The organism is Oleiphilus sp. HI0132 (genome assembly GCF_001635845.1).
In genome coordinates this window covers 1-694 of the sequence record NZ_LWGJ01000009.1, presented here as the reverse complement: position 1 = coordinate 694, position 694 = coordinate 1, and the positions used below count along the sequence as shown (strand labels likewise).

The window sequence follows — 694 nt, the reverse complement described above, 5'->3', positions numbered from 1 at the left end:
TACTAGGGAAAATAGTCGGCGTTCCTGAGCCCCAACCAAAATCCACTTGGCTATCTTTACGCAGATATGCCGTACCGGTAAATAAACCTGAAGGCTGAGAAACCTTGGTTCCACTTCCGTTACGTTGATCAAAGTAATGACCAGTTAAACCAGAGAAATCAACGCTGTGATCAGTACCATCCACCGTCAAGGTATATGCCTGGCCCGCTACAATTCCTGTTACCTGCAATACAACCGTTGTGTCACTTTGCTGACTAACACTACTAATCGTCGCTGCATTTAAGGAGTAGTAGCTAGTATCTAAGGCATCACTATCAATGGTATTGTCGAATTCGACTACCAAGAGATTATCAACACCACAGGCACCATGGACACTATCAACATTCAATACACCACTCGCCCCTTCTCTCAAAGCAATTAAGTGACCAATGGCATCATCAAAAATTGTTGACGCCGTCGCGACTCGATCACCCGATGCACCTGCCGTAGGTCGAAGCTCATATGCGGCCATTGTTGTTATTCCGTCATTACCCTTATGTTCCTCAATATCGTACATTTCAGTCATACCGACAGGTGCGGAAAACGCTGCGTCTCCGGCTTCAAGCGTATAAAATGCCACCAGCATTCCCCCCGAGCCTGAAGTATTGACCGACGGTGCTGTCACACTGGACCAACTCATACCTACGCTAGAATC

At 46.8% G+C, this 694-nt stretch carries 1 protein-coding gene; it reads right to left on the bottom strand.

The window, feature by feature from the left end:
• The coding region (locus tag A3766_RS00200) for a hypothetical protein (protein WP_156508566.1) at positions 1 to 679 on the bottom strand (679 nt) is incomplete at its 3' end.
• Between the last annotated feature and the right edge of the window lie 15 nt (positions 680 to 694).